General features: G+C 53.0%; 16 protein-coding genes. 4 read left to right on the forward strand and 12 right to left on the reverse strand.

The genetic code is table 11. From position 1 onward, the window contains the following. Positions 1–17 precede the first annotated feature (17 nt). Both VV869_RS06330 and VV869_RS06335 read right to left on the reverse strand, forming a co-directional pair. Positions 18–1739, reverse strand: a complete 1722-nt coding sequence (locus VV869_RS06330) for an adenosylcobalamin-dependent ribonucleoside-diphosphate reductase (protein ID WP_337734131.1) — start codon at positions 1737–1739, stop codon at positions 18–20. 228 nt (positions 1740–1967) lie between these two features. After that, the gene (locus VV869_RS06335; protein WP_337734132.1) at positions 1968–2360 is read right to left on the reverse strand and encodes a hypothetical protein; all 393 of its coding nucleotides are present in this window, start codon (positions 2358–2360) and stop codon (positions 1968–1970) included. 414 nt (positions 2361–2774) lie between these two features. Between VV869_RS06335 and VV869_RS06340 the strand changes: the two genes are divergently transcribed. Continuing rightward, positions 2775–4196: a GGDEF domain-containing protein gene (locus tag VV869_RS06340; RefSeq protein WP_337734133.1), complete on the forward strand. Its 1422-nt coding sequence runs from the start codon at positions 2775–2777 to the stop codon at positions 4194–4196. Positions 4197–4299: 103 nt separating this feature from the next. On the opposite strand, the gene VV869_RS06345 is transcribed toward VV869_RS06340, so the two are convergent. The 3 genes from VV869_RS06345 to VV869_RS06355 form a co-directional block, all read right to left on the reverse strand. Beyond that, positions 4300–4548: a hypothetical protein gene (locus tag VV869_RS06345; RefSeq protein ID WP_337734134.1), complete on the reverse strand. Its 249-nt coding sequence runs from the start codon at positions 4546–4548 to the stop codon at positions 4300–4302. 366 nt (positions 4549–4914) lie between these two features. Then, a complete protein-coding gene (locus VV869_RS06350; RefSeq protein WP_337734135.1) occupies positions 4915–6111 on the reverse strand; it encodes a cyanate transporter in 1197 nt (398 codons plus the stop codon). Beyond that, a complete protein-coding gene (locus VV869_RS06355) occupies positions 6108–6365 on the reverse strand; it encodes a hypothetical protein (RefSeq protein ID WP_337734136.1) in 258 nt (85 codons plus the stop codon). Before VV869_RS06355 ends, VV869_RS06350 begins: the two co-directional genes overlap by 4 nt. A gap of 154 nt (positions 6366–6519) precedes the next feature. Between VV869_RS06355 and VV869_RS06360 the strand changes: the two genes are divergently transcribed. Genes VV869_RS06360 through VV869_RS06370 form a run of 3 tightly spaced genes read left to right on the forward strand, consistent with a single transcriptional unit; the run spans position 6520 to position 9208 of the window. Beyond that, positions 6520–7410: a LysR family transcriptional regulator gene (locus VV869_RS06360; RefSeq protein WP_337734137.1), complete on the forward strand. Its 891-nt coding sequence runs from the start codon at positions 6520–6522 to the stop codon at positions 7408–7410. Between the two features lie 35 nt (positions 7411–7445). After that, complete coding sequence (locus VV869_RS06365; RefSeq protein WP_337734138.1) at positions 7446–8312, forward strand: LysR family transcriptional regulator; 867 nt, start codon at positions 7446–7448, stop codon at positions 8310–8312. Between the two features lie 2 nt (positions 8313–8314). Then, a complete protein-coding gene (locus tag VV869_RS06370) occupies positions 8315–9208 on the forward strand; it encodes an oxamate carbamoyltransferase subunit AllH family protein (RefSeq protein WP_337734139.1) in 894 nt (297 codons plus the stop codon). Positions 9209–9388: 180 nt separating this feature from the next. Here the strand turns inward: VV869_RS06370 and VV869_RS06375 are convergent, their stop codons facing one another. The 7 genes from VV869_RS06375 to VV869_RS06405 form a co-directional block, all read right to left on the reverse strand. After that, positions 9389–9877 carry a nucleoside deaminase gene (locus VV869_RS06375; protein ID WP_337734140.1) on the reverse strand — a complete coding sequence of 163 codons (489 nt, stop codon included), beginning with the start codon at positions 9875–9877 and terminating at the stop codon, positions 9389–9391. A gap of 39 nt (positions 9878–9916) precedes the next feature. Next, the gene (locus VV869_RS06380; RefSeq protein ID WP_337734141.1) at positions 9917–11419 is read right to left on the reverse strand and encodes a cytosine permease; all 1503 of its coding nucleotides are present in this window, start codon (positions 11417–11419) and stop codon (positions 9917–9919) included. A 548-nt stretch (positions 11420–11967) separates the two neighbouring features. Then, positions 11968–13095 carry a succinylglutamate desuccinylase/aspartoacylase family protein gene (locus VV869_RS06385; RefSeq protein ID WP_337734142.1) on the reverse strand — a complete coding sequence of 376 codons (1128 nt, stop codon included), beginning with the start codon at positions 13093–13095 and terminating at the stop codon, positions 11968–11970. A 177-nt stretch (positions 13096–13272) separates the two neighbouring features. After that, positions 13273–14214: a carbamate kinase gene (locus VV869_RS06390; RefSeq protein WP_337734143.1), complete on the reverse strand. Its 942-nt coding sequence runs from the start codon at positions 14212–14214 to the stop codon at positions 13273–13275. 83 nt (positions 14215–14297) lie between these two features. Next, positions 14298–15719 carry a DUF1116 domain-containing protein gene (locus VV869_RS06395; RefSeq protein ID WP_337734144.1) on the reverse strand — a complete coding sequence of 474 codons (1422 nt, stop codon included), beginning with the start codon at positions 15717–15719 and terminating at the stop codon, positions 14298–14300. A 3-nt stretch (positions 15720–15722) separates the two neighbouring features. Further along, positions 15723–17279 (reverse strand): acyl-CoA synthetase FdrA, encoded by a 1557-nt coding sequence (gene fdrA, locus VV869_RS06400; RefSeq protein WP_337734145.1) that lies wholly within the window; start codon positions 17277–17279, stop codon positions 15723–15725. Between the two features lie 111 nt (positions 17280–17390). Then, positions 17391–18662, reverse strand: a complete 1272-nt coding sequence (locus VV869_RS06405) for an ankyrin repeat domain-containing protein (protein ID WP_337734146.1) — start codon at positions 18660–18662, stop codon at positions 17391–17393. Between the last annotated feature and the right edge of the window lie 2 nt (positions 18663–18664).

The following is an 18664-nucleotide window of genomic DNA, read 5'->3' on the forward strand; positions in this document are numbered from 1 at the left end:
CAGCAGCAGCTTTCCTGTCAGCAGACAGACAGCTTGCAGCCCTGCCCCGCCTCCAACACATTTGGGCGCACCAGGTTGGGCCGATAAACCGTGACGCCCTTCAGTCCCAGCTGAAAAGCCTGCCGGTAGATATCCCGGAACCGGGCAAAGGGCAGATCGGCTCGGACATTGATGGTCTTGGCAATTGCATTGTCCACCAGGGGCTGCAGGCAGGCCTGCATTTCAAGATGGGCCCTCGGCGGCAGGTCACCGGCCGCCACCATCGTCGCGGGCAACGCTTGTCCGGGCTTGAAGTGGCGCCACAAACGCACGCCGTATGGCTCCAGCCAGAGGCTCTCCTTTTGACCGGCGAAACTGATATGGCGCCAGTACCCCGGGCTGAACATGGGCTCAATGCCACTGCAGACATTGTTGGCCAGCAGACTGATGCTGCCGGCAGGTGCTATGGCCAGCAAGTGACTGTTACGGATGCCCTGTCGCCCGATGGCTTGTTGCAGGGCAGCCGGTAACGAGCGGATATAAGCACTCTGTAAATAGGCTTTTTTGTCGAAACCGGGAAAACAGCCCTTTTCACCGGCAAGATCGACAGAAGCAGCGTAGGCAGCGTCGCGTATCCGGGTCATCAGCTCGGTTGCAAACTGCCTGGCCTCAGGGCTGTCGTATGCCATGCCCAACATCTGCAGGCAGTCGGCCAGGCCGGTAATGCCCAACCCGAGCCGTCGGCTCTGCAAGGCACAGCAGCGCTGTTGGCGCAGGGGAAAGTGGGAGATTTCCAGCACATTATCTAGCATGCGGACCGCCGTGGTGCAGATCGGTTCCAACCGTTGCCACTGAAAGGCGCTCGCCTCGCTGAAGGGCCGGGACACCAGCCGGCTCAGGTTGATGGACCCCAGGTCGCAGGCGCCGAAAGGGGGAAGCGGTACTTCACCGCAAGGATTCGTGGTGGTCAGGTGCTCGCAGTAGGCCAGGTTATTGGCCCTGTTGATGCTGTCCACAAACAGGACCCCGGGCTCTCCGCCTTCATAGGCCGACTGCAAGATCAGCTCCCACAGATCCCTGGCCCTGATTATCGGGCCTGTTGCTGTCCCGGACGGAAAACACAACGGCCAGTCCGTATCCTCGGCCACCGCCCGCATGAAGTCGTCGCTTATCTGCACAGAAAGATTGAAGTGGGTCAGCCTTGCCGCCTGGCGCTTGGCCCGGACAAAAGCTTCGATGTCCGGATGATCGCATCGAAGGCTCGCCAGCATCGCGCCGCGCCGGGAGCCCTCCGCCACCAGCGCAGCGCACAGTCCGTCCCAGACCTGCAACAAGGCGACCGGCCCCTGATGGAGCGGGCTGCTGCCGGCCGGTTGCAGACTGGAGAAATCCAGGCCAATGCCGCCCCCCTGTTGCAGGGTAATTGCCGATTGTCGCAGGGAGCGGCTGATCCCCGGCACCGAGTCCCGGATCGCCCCCATGACGAAGCAGTTGAGCAAAGTAATGCGATGATTCTCGACGCCGGCCCCCGCCAGGATCCGCCCGGCCGGCAGAAAGCTCCAATCGGACAGGACTTGCAGGAACTGCCTGCGCCAATGGGCTTGTTGTTTTTCAGGCCCGGCCAGAGCACTGGCCACCCGCTGCCAGCTTTGTTCGATGGTCGTTTCCCTGATCGGGTCGTTGAACAATCGATACTTGGATTCCCAGACCCTGATGGAAATCGGCGATAACTGGTCAGGATCAAACGCGTCTATAGTCATGGCACTGTGGCAGCATCTGGATGAACGGCCGGTTCAACCGGCATAGCAATCTCCACCAATCATTGCCCAAGATCCGCCATGTCGCCAGCAAGGAAGTGGCCGCTATGGCCGGCTACAGCCGACGCAGCTATGCCAGATGTGCGCAAGGGTCAGAATCGGGGAAGCATGGGAATCCCCCCAAAGCCACTGAATATGGGACACCACTGAGAGGCTTGCATCCGAATCGGATTATTTTGCAGACTTGATTATCAGGGCTGTCGTCACACCCCAGACCCAATTAAAAAATATCACAAACATTGGCGTGAAGAGTCCGAGCTCCATACCGGCAATGCCCTTATGCGCCTTAAACGGGAAGACAACAAACAACTGAACGGCAGTGGGAAACAAACTTAAAATTGCCCCCTTCACAAGCAACTTTGATTGCATCAGCGGCAAAACGAATAAAAGTCCCCAAATCCCTCCCCAGACAAGTCTGGGATATAGCCATGCCGGCGTTAACGTCGGTGCGATGGACACACCCAAAGAGGCCGTGATCCCCAATTGGCCGAACAACCAAACGGTCACGCTGTTGACCAATGCCCCCACACAACCTGCTGCGAAAAAAAATAATAGTTTGTTCACCGTCTTTCTCCCCTCACGATTGCCTGGCCAACAGAGCATTTATAGCACTGGATTCATCTCTTGCGCTTCGCATCCTGCCGAATTGCTTTTCATTAAAACGCTCGTTGGTATCTCACCAATATAATTCAAAACGATGACAAAGCTGGTCTGTGACCTGCGGCAAAGAGACGCCGCCGATCACTCTTGCGCGCCTGAATCGACCGCTCGGCAATCAACCGCTCGCGGCAACTTCATCCACAGGAAAAAGACATTCACACCGTATCACAGGCAGATCGCGCTAGCTGGGAGGATAGCGCGGCAACAGGAACTCGCGACACATGAACCCCTTGGTATTAATGTCCTTTCTATGACAGCTGATCATGTATAAACAGCCTGATTAATTTACAATTGAGGATCAAACTATTCGGTGAGAGCATGAGCAAAATAGCAATGAAGCATCGGGCACTCTTTTCACAAGTTCTCTGTTACAGTCATACGGCATGTGTGGTAGCTGTATTGTTATCAATTCTCATTTTTTCTTCGTACCCGCTTGATATACCTTGGCTCTATCGACCCCTTACCGGCGGCGCAGCGACGCATCCGATGACGGCTTTTATTTTCCTGCTTCTGTCGGGCGCATGTGTTCTGCGAAAAAGAGCAACTCAGGCAGCATTCGTCCTGGTCAGTGTTGCTTGTGGCTTCTTGGCGATTCGCCTGCAACAACAAGTGACAGGAATCAACTTCATCGACCCGATTCTGAGTAATTTCAGCTTTTTTGACATCCCACTTCACGGAACATACCCCATCAAAATGGGGCTGAATACGTCGGCGATGCAACTCTGTAGCGCAATCGCAATTTTTGCACTGTTAAAGAAACGTCATTGGTACTTAGTACAGCTTTTTGCCATTATTGCGATTTTCCTGCCATTCGTTTCTGCTGTTGGTTACGCTTACGGTTCAGACTCATTTTACGGTCAGATGTCGCCTGTCACGACGATACTGGGCTGCTTTTTAACCGTTTCAATATTTGGTCTCACGGCGCATCGTGGTGCCCTGAAGGCGCTGTTGTTACCAACGGTGGGTGCCAAAATAGTGCGCATACAGTTAATTTGTGGCTTGCTATTTTGCCTTATCGGCGGCTTTATCACGACCAAGCTCCATGATGATGAAACCAACGGGTTTGCCATTTATGTGGTGGTGGTGTGTTCCTACCTTATTTTCACCATGCTTATCAGTAGTATTACCTATGAGCAGTTTGATAAGCGTCGACGTTTCCTTGAAAAGAAACTCCATCAATCAGCTGTGACAGACAACCTGACAGGGGTGTGCAACCGGACGAAGTTTGACCAAAAAATTTACGAAGTGTTTGAGCGACAAAACCGTCACAGCGAAGCCAATTGTTTATTAATATTAGATATTGATTTCTTTAAAAACTTCAATGATACATACGGGCACTTAACCGGCGATAAGGTGCTCAAGACCGTGGCTCGTGTTTTGAAGAACAACATTCGTTTATCTGACATGGTTTGTCGTTATGGTGGTGAGGAATTTACGATTCTGCTCCCTCAGACCGATATTGAGACTGCTGGTCAAATCGCGGAGAAGTTAAGGCAGTTGGTAAGCCAGCAAGATCTCAGTGATCTTTTAGGCCGTGGCTCCGAACAACAAATCACGATCTCAATCGGGTGCGCCAGTCTCACACAATCTGATACGGTCAAAGGGGTGATTAAGTTAGCGGATACAGCCTTGTATGAAGCCAAACGACTGGGTCGGAATCGAGTCTGTCTCGCTCGAGATAATGACGACATTGAATCATATAGAAACACGGTCGAACGCTCCCGAGAAAACGCAATATAGGCTCGTTGGCGATGTCTTGATGAATCGATGAGCCGTGACCCAATAATGAGTGACAGCACTTTCAGGATGATACCGAGGGACAAACGGCCGTTGCTGTCCCGCCTCAATCAGTGCACCTTTTCCATGAAATTTTCAGTTTCAGCAACTTGTCTTTCCCGCCAAAGCCCATACTCTCCACAATAAACGCGCCTTTTACGTCAATCGGATCACCATCTATTACAGCCGTTTTATGCCAGAACAAAACACAAACCAATAACTCGGAAAATGGGATGAGCAGACTCCGCTTATCATAGGACAGTTTGCACTGATAGCTTTGTCCATGAATGACCATATGGCTTGTAAAAAAGTCCATCTCGCACCCTAACTATCCAGTCATAATCAGCGCCGTAAAGCACACCACTCGAGCATATGACTTTTGATTGATATATCAGTGTTTACCCCTAAAGAATTAGGGGTTATCGGCTGATATACAACTTTTCTCTCGCGTTTTAAATATACCTAAATGCAATAAGATAGATCACATCGCTATGAACAACAGAGCTCCAAGCTCAAGCCACAGCAACGTCCGGACTCACAGTCATCGATGAGAAACCGCGGCTTGCGGACGGACATGATCGCAACCGAGCAGCCGCTACCTGTGCATTTTCCATGCTTAAGTTAAAGCTTATCTGGCGATGGGTGGCAGGCCATCAAGGCAGGCACGTGACAAAGCAACGCGCTATGAACGACGATCAGCCATCGCAAGCGAGTATGACTTGGGGTTGAAGTTTATACAGATCAGCGAAGTCAGGCAGATCAGCACCAGATGCATTATCCAACCATCAGTGTATTCCCCCGTCACTTGTACCCACAGCGAAAACAGAAAGGGAAACAGCGAAGCCAGCATAAAGCCGCCACCTTGCATCAGGGCGGTTAAGGCGTTGGCTTTGTGCACATGACTAAAATGCTCAAGCGCGATAATGATCGAGAGCGCGAAGGCACCGCCTAATCCAACCCCGCAGGCGCCGGCCCAAAGGTGAGGAAACGTCTCCGGCACATAAATGAAGCCGAAAAAGCCAAGCGCCAGCAACGCCAACATCAGCAGCATCCAGGGCCGTCGATCGTGCTGGGGCTTCATGCACATTGGCACAAACAAAGCAGACACGGCCTGGCAGGCAGCTAACGTCACGATCAACTGACTGCTTTTCTCTGTGCTCCACCCCATCAGTTGATAATAGGACGCCAGCCAGGTAACGAGTGATGCATATGCGCCATTCACCATCCCAAATGACGCCATCAGCTCCCAGGTTCTGCGCTTAGCCATCAACGGTAAAAACTGAACCTGTTCAGAGGCGCGGGCCGAACGTTTGGGCAAAAACAGCGCCGTTGCGATCCCCGCGACGAAACAGGGTAATGCCAACCAGGCCAATGCCTGCTGCCAGTCAAAATGTTGTGCTATCAATACCGGGATCGCATGCGCCCCGAGCGCTCCGCCCAACATGAGCGATGCTGAGTAACAGCCGACGACCCGTGCCGTATTGTGTTGAAAGGACTGCTTGATCAAGCCAGGCATGATCGATTGAATCAGTGCAACGGCTAAGCCGCTCACAAATGCCGACAGGAGTAAAATCGTGCCGTTTCCAGCCAACAACCGGAGCAGATTACCCAAAGCCAAGACCATTAATGCAACCAACAAGGCGTGCTGTTTTGCGATCAGCGCGGGACGAGAAGCAACCACAAGCGCACCAATGCCCATCAGGGCCATGGGTACCAGCGTCAACAGCGAGGCGGACTCATAGCTGATCCCGGTCCCGGCCACCACTTGTTCCATCACCGGTCCGACCGCGACTAAAAAAGGACGCAGGTTCAGGCCAATCAAAATGACCAACAGCAACACTTTGGCCTGCTCGCCCTCCAGTTTTGCCGCAATCTTCATGCGCGGTGATCTGCCGGTTTGGCCTGAGCTTGCAGACGGTTTACGGCCTGGGCGATGACTTGATGGTTTCGGACCACCACAGCAGAAAACGGCCGCTCCCCCTGAGCAACGTTTTCTTTCGCTAAAGTGAATGCCATTTTTAGAAAGTGAGTTTGATTTTCCAAGGGATTACACGCCTGATGCATCATGACTTCGGAACAGTACATTCTATGTTCTGGTATCGCCCGAAAAAAATTAAATTTCCCAATACTCATTATTCACAGTTCGAATACTGTTTCTCTTGTAAATAAAATGGCATTACTCTTAAGTTCAGAACTTTTTCCTGGTTACGAGCAAGCGCCGCTGCGGTGATCGATGCTTCTGAGCCGACGGTCCTGCTGGATTTGAAATGATGTTGATGAGAGTTTTATGATGTTTGAACCTCGGCTATTACGCGCATTTGTGATCCTTGCAGAAACCGGCAACTTCACCCTGGCCGCGGAGCAGCTCCACCTGTCGCAATCGACCGTCAGCCAACAAATCAACCGGTTGGAAGAAATGGTCGGCCAAGCCCTTGTTGATCGCACCCAGAGACCGATCCAGCTGACCAACGGCGGCGAAAAGCTGCTGAGCTATGCGCGTAAAATTTTGTCCTTACAACTTGAAGCACAGGCCCAGCTCTCTCACTCCGCCGGACGCTCCTCGCTCAAAATTGGCATCCCGGATGATATCGCCAGTGCCGAGATGATCGCGACCTTTGCGCAATTTGCCAAGCAACACCAGGAGCTCCGTCTCGATGTCACCACCGGGCTGAGCCAGGATCTGAGCCAGCGCTTTCGCCATGGCGAGTTCGACATTGTTGTAGTCAAAGAGCCTCAGCCCGCGAATGATCACTACTTAACCCTTTCCGAGCCGCTTTGTTGGTATCACGCCTCAAAACACGCCGATGACTGGGACGAACCGCTGCCCCTCATCACCTTTCCACCCGGCGGGCTATATCGCGATACCATGTTCGAAAGAGTCAACCAGGAAGGCAAACATTGGTACGTCGCCTTTTCCAGCGGCAGTCTCAATAATGTCTTGGCGGCGACGGAAGCCGGGCTGGGATTAACCCTGTTACCCGTGGGAGCGGTGATCGGCCGAGACGTCAAACCCTACCCCTCATTCGGCAATGAGCGCGCCATGGCGCTCTCCATGTACTGTGCTCAGCAAAGCCCAGTACTGCAAACACTGGCCGACATCATGGGCTCACAATTACGCCGTCGATACGACACCACGCAGCGGGCCTTAGATTTACCGATAGACAGTCGGGAGCATTAGCGATATCCCACCTCCAGTCCATAAGGATTGCTCTTATGAAATTGATCCATCCACAGCTGTTATTAACCTATATCGCAGTGTGTGAAACCGGCAGTTTTACGCGTGCTGCGGAGCGTATTCATAATTCACAATCGACCATTAGCCAGCAGATCAACCGGCTGGAATCGATTCTGGGCAGCACGCTACTCATACGAACATCGCAAAAAGTCGCCCTGACCGAGTACGGGGAGCTGGTACTGCGCTATGCACACCGAATTATCGATCTCAATAATTCCATGGTGGACAGCTTTAACGCCAAAAACGAGCAGGCGATCATCAAAATCGGGGTGCCCGATGATCTTGCTGTGGATGTGACCAAGGCGATCATGAAGTTTCAGCAGAACTACAATATCTTGTTTGAGTTCACTTCCGGGTTGAGCAATGACCTATACCAATCCTACCTGGCGGGGCAATACGACGTGATCCTGGTGAAGCAGCCCATTATGGGGAATGCCTATGCCTATCGCCGCGAGCCGTTACTCTGGCTCGACAGCGCCTCGTCCCCGACATTTCATCAATCCACCATTCCTTTGGTGTTATTTCCAACCGGGGCACTCTACCGGGACCACATCTTAAGTTCGATGGATGAGCTGGGGTACAGCACGAAAATCAACTATTGCAGCAGTAATCTTGCCGCCATTATGACCGCATCTTCCGTGGGTTTTGGGGTGACTCTGCTGCCGGAAAAATGTAAAACCGCAGATCATGTGGTGATAGAGGAGCTACAGTCTCTGGCGCCAGCACACGATTTCTACCTGGCCCTCTACATCAACGATGTTCACAATATGATCTTGAGTAAAATTGCCAATGAACTGGTCGCGTTGTTTCAGTTGCAAAACAACCGAACATTTCACCTGATCTGAACATGAAGGTTATTCAGGTTGCAGAGCCCATACTGGCCTTACTGCGCATACACTCCCCGCTCAGTACTGAGGTGCACTCGGTTTTTACTTCCGCGTGCAATCTGGCCAGCCCATATGGGCTGATTTCCGTACTCGCCCCGACCAAACGGATGAATCCAAGGGGCATTCTGATCGATGATCCGGCGTGGTTCCGCACGCTGCAACCGGGCGCGACGGTATCACTCTCGCTCTCCCCTGAGCCGACCATTGCACAATCAGCCCGCTCTCCGGGCCTGTCCATACACGGACCCGCAACAACGGTGTTTTCCCCCAAGCTGCCGGAGACCACCGCGATCCCCGCGGCGCTCATCTCCGAGCTGCCGCAGTACTTGGCCGAGCACCAGACGGCCATGGGGATCTACACGCTGCTCAACCACTGCGTGCCGCTGCAGCTATGTGCCAGCGACACCCCCTATTACTCGCCGATGATGGCAGATTTCTTTATGCCGAGGCTGCGCGCCTTGGTGCAGGCGCTGCATCAACAGCGCCGTCCGCTCGACCTGAGTGCAATCATCGGCTTCGGGGCCGGGTTAACCCCGTCTGCAGATGATCTGCTGGTGGGGTTGCTTTCCCTGCTCGACTTTATCAACCACCCCTATTTTTCAGTGATCGCCCAGGCGTGTCGGCTCAGTCTGGCGCAAACTACCGATGTCAGCGCGACGATGCTGTCACTGGCCACCGAACATCAGTACAACGAAGAGATAATTGCGTTGTATGCGGTGTTGAGTGAGCCCGATCAGTTGCCCGGAGCTTTGGACAACATGCTTGCGTACGGCCACTCTTCCGGGCATGACACCCTGTGTGGCATTTTTGTGGGGATCCACCTGTTTGCAGCGGCAGATAGTAGCGGCAGGTAAGCGACAGCTTGATTGAGCCTGAAGCCTGCATGATTTCAAAGGTAAAGTCGGGGAGGTGCTTGCAGCCGTGTGGGGGGATCGCCTTCGGCCGTTCAATTGGCGTAATGGCAGGCAGGCTCGTTTTGTTCGGTGTGGTGAAGGCGCCAGGGGAAGCCCCTGGCGCCGCGGCTCGCTCGTGGATCAGACATCGGCCTCGATATGATTCAGCCGCCGGAACTCCGCCCAGATCTCGGCGCAGTCCTCACGACCTTCCTCAATGTGGGTCATGTCCAGCGTCGAAGTGTCGGTGCCGTCGAGATAGTCGCGTAGGTGCTGATCCGAAAATCCGTGCGCTGCCGCATCTACATGGGTTGATGCGTAGTAGCAGGTTTTGATACCGGCCCACATCATCACGGAAACACACATCGGGCAAGGCTCGCACGTGGCATACATCACGCAATCAGAAAGGTCCAGGGTGTTGAGCTTCTGACAGGCTTCGCGCACCGCAACCATCTCAGCGTGGCCAGAGATATCGGTATCCTTGAGCACGGTGTTGCCCACGGCGCAAACGACTTCACCGTTTCGCACCAGTGTCGCGCCGAATGGTCCGCCAGTGCCTTCGCGCATCCCAGCCATCGTGGCATCACAGGCGAGGTGAAAGTAGTTTTCCATATTGTTCTTGTGGTTCATGATCTTCTCCGTTTGTTCAATGAGATTCGTCAGGTGTGATCAAGCTTTTTTACGGGCACCGACCAGAAGGTAGCCAATAAAACCAATCGTCAGGCCGCTGAAGAACGCCCAGCTATTGATGGTTGCCAGTACGGGGACATTTGGAAACACTTTCCCTACCATCGTGATGATGAAGCTGCCCACGAGTACACCCACTGCGCGTCGGTTGACACCACCCGGGTGACCGCCATCCGCGCCAGGCTCCGGGTAGATGGTATCGAGATCGAGTTTTTGACGGCGCTCAAAGTAATAACTCGCAAGCATAATACCGGCGATAGGACCGAACATAGAGCCGATGAAGCTGTAGAACAGGAATAACATGGTTGTGTTTTCAACGAATTTCCAGGGCAGGATCAGCGTGCCAACGACCGCTGCAACCAGACCACCGGTTTTCACATTAAATAATTGAGGAAACTGTGCGGTCAGCTGCAGGCCGGAGGGCAGCATATTCCCAAACACCACGAAAGCCGTCGCGCCGACGTTCATGGCGAGGATTAGCAGGATCACAATGAATGGGTTGTCGATAGCGTTGATTGCGTCGACGAAAATGGTTGGTTTGGTGACATCGACTGCACCGTCTGTGACAGCAGACAGTGACGCCATGAAGCTGATGGTCACAGCCGCAAACAGGACGTACGAGATCAGCATGCCAATAGGAAAACCTTTCGCCGGCGCTGATATCGTTTTTGCGTTGCGTGTGAAGTCACCGGTATTGACGATTGGCCCTGCCCAGTTCGACACCAGCATTGATACACAGGTGATAAAGCCGACGACAGTGACCTCGGTGCCTGGCGCTGGATGGTAACGCATGACTGCACCAATCCCTCCGGCATTGCCCACGGCAATGAACAGGCCGATAACCATCAATATCCAGACCACTGGCGAAGCCCAGGCAGAAAATTTGTCGATCAGTGACTGGCCTGCAATATACAGAATGACGGTGAGCGCGGTCATGACGGCATATGAAATCGCCGTTGGGATCGCAAGGCCAGCGATGGTTGCGCCGCCGCCGATCTCAGCAAAGCCAGGGAATAAACGAAGAAGCACGATATCCAGAGCCTGTGCAGATGCGATAGTGGTCAGGCCAAAGAACACAAAACCAGCGACCAGACCACGGATCATCGCCGGGAAAACGGCCCCCTTCATACCGAAGGTGTCGCGGATCTGCATTGCAAACGGAATGCCGTACTTTGCTGCAGCGCGACCATTATAGACATAGCCAGCAGAAACGATACACGCCGCAACAAGGATCGCAGCAACCACCTGCATCGCGTTAAGCCCCAGAGCGAAGAATCCAACGACGGTAAAGTAACTGAGAATATTGTGGATTGGCCCCATCCACACCGTGATATAGTTTTTAGTCCCCCAAGTACGCTCATCAGGTCCGAGAGGCAGCACCTCTTCTGCGTGGCCGCGGGCCGCAAGGCGCTCCCGGTCGTGGCGCGTAAAAGCGGACATGTTCGATACGTCCTTTTTATTTCCCAGGCTATTACTTATATCCATAGTGATGTCCTATTGCTCTTCAATCATGAAGTTGGGTGAGTGAACGAACTGATGAAAAATTAACAAAATGGCAGTCAAACCCTAAATGATGAAATTGAATAGCAGGTATTGAGATTGGTGATGCAGCAGAGAGATAGAACAACAAGTGAGAAACCTGATCACACCCCGGCAACAATAAAAAAACAAACCGGAAAATATTCGCCATGGTAGCGTGATCATCTTCACTTTTTAATGCTAGACATACCATCTGAATTATTGTGGTTGTTCATGATTATGGTCACAGTCACCGCTGCCATCCCATCGAACACCGGTACAGCGAAGGGAGGATTACGTTTGATGCGGCATTGAGTGAGCCGGGGCGTTTTATGAAGTGCCTGGAACAAGATGCTGGAGCAGGACCACGGCACCGGGCATAACACCCGGCGCGACATTGACGTTAGGGGACGCTGGTGTGTTGCAGCAGGAAAATCGCCCTCCCGAGAAGAAGGAGATCAAAGGGAAACAAGCGTGGTGAGCCGCCCGAAGCCGTCTCCGGGCGATAGGGTCGGCTATTTTTTGGCTGCGAGGTCTTTCACAACCACAGAGCCGGAGCCGACATTGTCGGAAAGCGCCTTTGCCGGATCAAAATAGACCACGGACCCAAGCTGTGAGCCCGCTTCTGCCATTGGGGTTTGTACCACTTGAATCACCAGGCCATCGGCAGGGCTGTGATACTCTTTGGCGATCTCACCAAAGGCGTCATACTGAACAAACATCAGATCACCTTTCTTGACCTGGTCTAAAACGTCCACCTTAGGCACGACAAACCCGCCTCGCTCTGCGGTCACGTCCAGCCAAACGTTCGTATCAACAATATCGGGATAACGCTTTGCCTCGCCGTCAACCACTTTGGCGAACTTCAACAGATTCATTGCGCCATCAAGTGCTTGGTTGATCCACTGCGGTTCGTACACTTCGCGTGAGCCGATCTCAAGCGTGAAGGCAGGAACACCAATGTGATTGTAGGCACCGGCGACGGAGGTACGACTTGAGCTGTTGATCGTCACATCAAGCGGGAAAAGGCGGGTCAGCTCTTTGACGGCCGGAATACTGAGATCGGAATACGCGGCTAACGGAAATGTGGTCGGGTTCGCCGTATGTAAATCCAACGCATAATCAGCATTGTCCTTTAACAAATGATTCCAGAGCGAATAGGAATATCTTTGACTGCTACTTTTCGTTGAAGATAATGCCACCTCCCGGTTTAGGTTGCTGTTCACTTTAACCGGGCCGGACGGGACATATTCCCGAACGTTCGCCACTAAGCCCGGAATATTATATTGGTGAACAATGGTCACCGTGCCTGACATTGTATCGGTGTTCAGCTGTTGCTTGATCAGATTGGCGGTTAAATATGGGTTCATTTCATTGGCATGAACACCGGCAACAAACATGACGTTTTTTCCGTCGTTTTTACCTTTCATCACCGTCACGGGAACGTAATAATATTGTCCCGTATTCATTTCATCACCGGCCCTGAAAAAAAGCTCCGTCACCGTGTTTTTTTTCAAATCAGACACATCAAGCTGAGTGATCACTTTTCGACCTTGAATAACATCACCATTGTAAATCGTTTCAGCCACGGCGTGATGAGAAATCGGGGCCAATAAAGACATTATCATTGCTAGTTTTTTCATAAAAAACCTTAAACGTAAGTTTGAATCACGCAAAAACAAACAGAAAACACTCAGGCACTCTTCCGCCTGTTGACGTTATTCTGTACTCATGAAATGACCGTTGTTTTTGCGATAGGTTATGGGTACAAGGAGATTCACAACGATTGCTAGTTGCGGCTCAGAAATATGAATGTCCCCTTACGATGAATAGAATGTCATCCCTTCACCCTGAGTGATCCGGGTTCCGGATTCACCGGCAATGACCGCTTCCAGCTCATCCAGGGCACCAATCGCCGCGTCACCCAGCCCTTGCGACACGAACTGGCAGACGGCATCGATTTTCGGCCCCATTGAGCCAGCCGGGAAGTGGTAATTGGCCAGCTCGCCAGGCGTCGTGCATTGAATTGCCTGCTGGTTTTCCTGGCCGTAGTTCAGGTAGACGGCCCCGTCGGTCAGAATAATGAACAGATCCGCGCGGATTTGCTCCGCGAGCAGTTCTGCCGTTAAATCCTTGTCGATCACGCACTCCACGCCCACTAAGATGCCGTTGTCACCCTTAAACACCGGAATACCGCCGCCGCCGCAGGCAATCACGGTATTGCCGCTCTCCAGCAGGTGCTCGATTTGCGTTGATTCAATAATATCGGTCGGCCGTGGCGATGACACCACGCGTCGGAAGTAGTCGCCATCTTTTTTGTAAATGGCGGAAGGGTTGTTGAGGCTCTGCTGCTTCACCTCTTCATCGCTGTAGACCGGGCCGACGAATTTCGTCGGGTCATCAAACGCCGGATCGTCAATATCCACGCAGGTTTGGGTCAGCATCGAGGTGATATTTAAGGTGCGATCGGCATTATACAGCTCTTGCTGCAACATATAGCCAATCATGCCGCACGTTTCGGCGCCCAGCACATCCATCGGATACGCGGTGACCGCCGGGTTGTTTTTCTGGTATTCACTATTTTGCTCAATCAGCAATCCGACCTGCGGTCCGTTACCATGAACAATAACGACCTGGTGCTCTTGCGCGATCGTCGCGATGGCTTTGGCTGCTTTTTTAATATTATTGCGTTGGTTCACTGCGGTTAATGGCTGGCCGCGCTCTAACAGCGCATTGCCGCCAAGGGCTAGTACAATTCTCATCTTTACCTCGATAAATTTGCGTTGATAGCGTGAGTGAAGACACTCACGCTCGGTTTAACCATCAATAGAAATGAACGTTTGAATTACTGAATGTTCTTCGCGAACGTCATTAAGGCTTTTTCAAAACACTCAATCGGCGGGTTGGTAATGCCGCAGCCGATCATGCCGACCCCCGGCTCTTTATGTGCAATCGCGGTATTGATGATCGGTAAAATACCGGTTTCCAGCACCTTGCGAATATCAATCCCGGACGAAACGCCTTTGAAGTTGAGCAAAGGGATCGTGACGTTCGGGTTGGTGGCCGTGGTGATCTCATCCATCTGAATGGAGTAATGGATCGCCTCGTCGACGGTTCCGCCGACCAGAGCCACAATGGCCGGGGCCGTGGCCATCGCAAAACCGCCAATACCGTAGGTTTCGGTGATCGCGCTGTCGCCGATATCCAGACCGGAATCTTCTGGCTTGAAACCGGCAAACAAAGGCCCGACAACTTTCTGGGCCGGCCCGGTAAACCAGGTAAAGCCGGGAACACCGCTGACCCGGATCCCGAACTCGACCCCGTTGCGCGCCATGGTGGTAACGACAGTACTGTTTTCCACGCCGTGGGCGGCATCGAGCGCACACTTACACATCGCCATCCAGGTCGGACCGGAGAAGTAATCACTGGAAGCAATGAATTCGAACACCTCTTTTTTCTGCTCGGTGGTGAAATCAGTTTCCAGGATCCGCGGTGTCAGGGCCTGTGCCAGCAACACCGTGCCCGCGTTGTTCCGGTTGTGGCATTCATCGCCCATGTGCAGGGCCTGTGCCAGCATCAGACGCAGATCGATCGGTTCGCCCTGCGCCATCGCCGCTTTGAGCATCGGCCCCAGCACGTCGCGCATCCACACCAGGCGCTCGACGACGCTCTCATCATTGGCACCCATGCGTAGGATCTTCGCCATCTGCTCACTGAGGTTGGTGTAAGCCACATTGCCGAAAGTCTGGTTTTTCACCACGTGCATGTACATGGATGCCGAGGTCACCCCGGCCATCGAACCAACGCAATCATGTTCGTGGCAGGGTGAGAAGGTGATTTCGCCCGAAGCGGCCAGCTTAAAGGCTTCATCGAGGTTGCTTGCCAGACCTTCAAAGATCAGCGCCCCCGTCACCGCACCGCGCATCGGCCCGTTCATGTCTTCCCAGCTGACCGGCGGACCGGCATGCAAAATGGTGGTTTTGGTCATCCCCGGCACAACGTCTATCGCGCGCTCATAACCGACCAGAACCGGGTGCGATTCGATAATCCGTCGTACCGCTTCCTGGTTCGCGGCGTCAATCTTGGCGGCAATCTCCGGCTGGGCCAGTTTATCCAGCGCCTCAATCACCTGCGTATTCCCGCCGGCAATGGGCTGCCAGTTGACCTGAGTCACCGGTGCTTGTTGGCGGCGAATGTCGTCTTTGAAAAATTCCAGACCGACGTTCACGACGTTGAGGCTTGAAAACAGTTGTGCAATCTTAGTCATCTCTTATTCTCCCTTGCTCACAAATCCGCGCGCCAGTAGCCCGGTGTTCTGGCTGCTGCTGGAGATGGTCACTCCGGCTTGCGCCAATTTCTCAACTTGCTCATTCATGTCCGGAGTATCTAAATCCGTCCCCAGGACATACCCTAAAATTTCCAGGTGCTGGCCGCGAGCGGCGGCTTTTTCCTTCGCCTCGATAATGGCGGGCAGGGTCACACCGACCGGATCCTCGTGTGAGCCGTAACCGATGACAAAGTCCATCACGATGACGCCGACTTCGGGATCTTCGGCTTCTTGCAACAAGCGTTCAATGCGCGACGACGGATCGATCATCGGGTGCGGGCGGCCATTGGTGAAATCATCATCACCAAAGTCGATGAAGGTGTGCGCCTGGCTGACATTGATATCGGCCAGGCGATGCTCCGGCTGCTTGGCGATATTGCTGTAGACGTCGGCGTAACACGCCCGCGCGAGCATCATGGCTTCTTCACACAGCGTCCCGCCGCAGAACAGGCCACGAATGTATTTTTGCTCCGGCGTCAGTTTTGCTTTGATTTCTTCAATCAGCGGCAGGTTTAATGCGCGCTTATTGATACTGTCTTCGTTCACCCCGGCCAGGAGCACGGCCTGTAGCGCCGCCTCTTTGGTTGTTTTGGCAAAGTGCGCCCCGGCGTCCCGCACCGGCGCCTCTTCACCGCCCAGCAGGCAAACCACCACGGGCTTGCTCATCCGCTTCACCTGCTCAAGCACTTTTACTTCCACGCTTTTTGCCGCAGGCTTAGAGACGATCAGCACCACTTCCGTGCTTGGATCCGCTTCCAGCGCGCGCAAGCCGTCCAGCATCATAATGCCGCCAACCGCTTCGCTAAGATCACGCCCACCAGTGCCGAGCAACTGCGTAATACCGCCGCCAAAGTCATGGATGCGCGCCGCGACTTCCTGGCTGCCGGTGCCCGAAGCGCCCACAATGCCGATGTTGCCGGCCCTCACCTTATTGGCGAAGCAGAGCCCGACCTGGTTAATGATCGCGGTCCCGCAGTCCGGTCCCATCATCAGCAGACCTTTTTCGTGGGCGAGCGTCTTGAGCGCAACTTCATCTTCAACCGACACATTGTCGCTGAACATCAGGACGTGCAGGTCATTGTTCAGGGCCGTCATGGCTTCGCGCTTAGCGAATTCACCCGGGACCGAGATGATGGCCAGGTTGGCATCCGGCTGTTGTTTCAGCGCACTTTTCAGCGTGGTGTATTTGGGTTCCTGGCTGCCGCCCAGGCCCACGGCAGCTTTGTCGCCACCTTTTAACAGCACTTCAACCTCGGCCAGCGTGTGCTCGCACATCTCATCACTTTCGGCTTTCACCACAATAAACAGATCACCGCTGTTTGCCGATTTCACTTCAGGCAAAAGCAGGCCGACATTATCTAACACCCCTTTATTCATATCGGTCGCCATGGCCACAAATGCCTGCTCCACGCCGGGCATTTCGTTGACTTTTGTCGACAACGCCATTAATGAAACCGAATCAAAATAAGTATTTTTTTTAACTATTAATTTAACGACCATATTAGCCTCTGTTCTATTCCAAATAAATTCAGGTCATCATGAACCGCACTTTGTCATGATGACCGAAAAGTGGAGAAGGTAAAATAAATTAAATAAGGTGAACTTAATTCACTATGACGATGCCTTCTGTAGCATCTCCGTTTTATATTCCGCCAAATCCGAGACCTCATTACAAACTTCAATCGCGTGCTGGAGCACAATTAAAGCCTGTTCATTTCGTCCCATAAGTTCCAGTGATTTTGCTTTATGTAAATAATAAAGCGCGTTGGTGTGATCATGCGTAATTGCATTTTCAATTGAGGAAACCGCCTCCTCATGCCGACCCAGTGAACGCAAGCTGTTCGCTTGGTGGAATGAATAATCGTAGCGATGAGGTTGCATGGTTAATAATTGCGTCATCACTGCCACAGCTTCCTCATGTCGCCCCAGCTCACGCAAATAGTTTGACTTGTGATAACGGACAAACGGCGATTGCGGGTTGGCTTGAATGCCGTGATCAAACTCAGCCAATGCCTGCTCGGTCTGCTTCGCCAGTCGGTAGCTGTTGGCAATATAGAGATAGAATTCCGCCGGATTCTCACTCACCGCCAACCCGCGACGATAAGCATCAATCGCCTCTTCATTACGCTGCAGCTCCATCAGTACATAGCCGCAGTAGTAGAAATACCCGGCTTCATCGGGAAAGTCATGCTGGTTGCGGCTCAGCACGCCCAGGGCTTCTTCATACGCAAAGTCATGAATGTGCTGCTTCACCAAGCGTAACGACTCGGAGTAGGCGTCCTGCACCGTTTGGCGATCATTGAACAGCGCCACGATGCGGTGCTGTTGTTGGGCGCGGGCATGCGCCAGCGCACTGACGCCGTCACGATCCTCAAGGTGATAATCCGCCCCGGCGGCAAGCAGGACTTCAATCACATCGCCGTATAGGTAACCGCCGTCACCCAAAATTACCGCTTCCAGCAACGCCGACCAGCCCAGTTTATTGGCATGGTTGACCGGGATCCCGGCATTGAGGCTCACCTGAACAGTACGCAAAAACCCTTTCTCGCTCGATGGCAGTAGCGGCGTGCCGCCAAAGCGGTTCACACTGGTGACATCCGCACCATGTTTCAGCGTCAGTGCCAGTAATTCATGGAACCCGTTTGCCCCAGCACATAAATAAGGCGTCAGCATATTCACGTCACGGGCATTTACATCTGCGCCATGCGAAAGTAATAGATCAGCCATCTTGACGTTATTATTTTGCACGGCAATCATGAGTGGCGTACTCTTATTTTGATCCAGGCTGTCAACGGCCTGATTTTGATTTAAATAGCACGCGACTTCTTCATATAAATCTGCTTTGACGAGCTCATGCAGTGATAATGATATATTGCTGTTCATAG

The sequence above is a fragment of the Photobacterium sp. MCCC 1A19761 genome (assembly GCF_037389125.1).
Classification (GTDB): Bacteria; Pseudomonadota; Gammaproteobacteria; order Enterobacterales; family Vibrionaceae; genus Photobacterium.